The sequence below is a fragment of the Pseudoroseomonas cervicalis ATCC 49957 genome (assembly GCF_000164635.1).
GTDB classification, from domain to species: Bacteria; Pseudomonadota; Alphaproteobacteria; order Acetobacterales; family Acetobacteraceae; genus Pseudoroseomonas; species Pseudoroseomonas cervicalis.
In genome coordinates, this window is sequence record NZ_GG771235.1 from 1 (window position 1) to 573 (window position 573).

A 573-nucleotide genomic window follows, 5' to 3' on the forward strand; every position below is an offset into this window, starting at 1 on the left:
CTCGGCGGCGAGCGTGGCGGCCAACCGCGCCGCCTCCGCCCCCGCCGCGTTGCTCAGCCCGCGCAGCTGGTCGATCACCGCGGTGGAGTCCTGCCACCATTGCTCGCCGGAGACGGGATAGGGCTGGCCGGCGACGCCGGCGGCATAGACCGCGCGGCGGGTCTGCTGGAACGGGCCGAACAGGCGCTGCCGCGCCGCCTCCGCCGCGCCGGCCAGCGGCGCGCCGGCGCCGTGCTCCAGCATCGCCTCGATCATGCCCCAGGCGGTCTCCACCCGGCCGCGATGCATCGCCAGCTGCTCCAGTTGGAGGGGCGTGAGCGGCGCGGCGCGCGCCAGCAGCCCGGCCATGGTGCCGCGCTCCCGCCCCAGATACTCGCTGGCCACCCAGGCGAAATGCTTCAGCTCCTGCAGCGCGGCCAGCCGGGCCTCGGCCCCTTCATCCTCCACCTGCTGCGCCAGGCGCAGCGCCTGCGAGGCCTCGATCATCCCGCTCATGCCGGTCCACCACTGCTCCGGCAGCCCGGCCTCGCGCGCCGGGCGGGGCTGCGCCAGGGCGGCATCGGCGCGGCGGCG

Annotated in this window: 1 protein-coding gene; it reads right to left on the reverse strand. The window is 77.1% G+C overall.

Annotated features, from left to right (window positions below; translation table 11 throughout):
• On the reverse strand, nt 1–573 hold a 573-nt coding region (locus HMPREF0731_RS22750), incomplete at both ends, for a nitrate- and nitrite sensing domain-containing protein (RefSeq protein WP_007006635.1).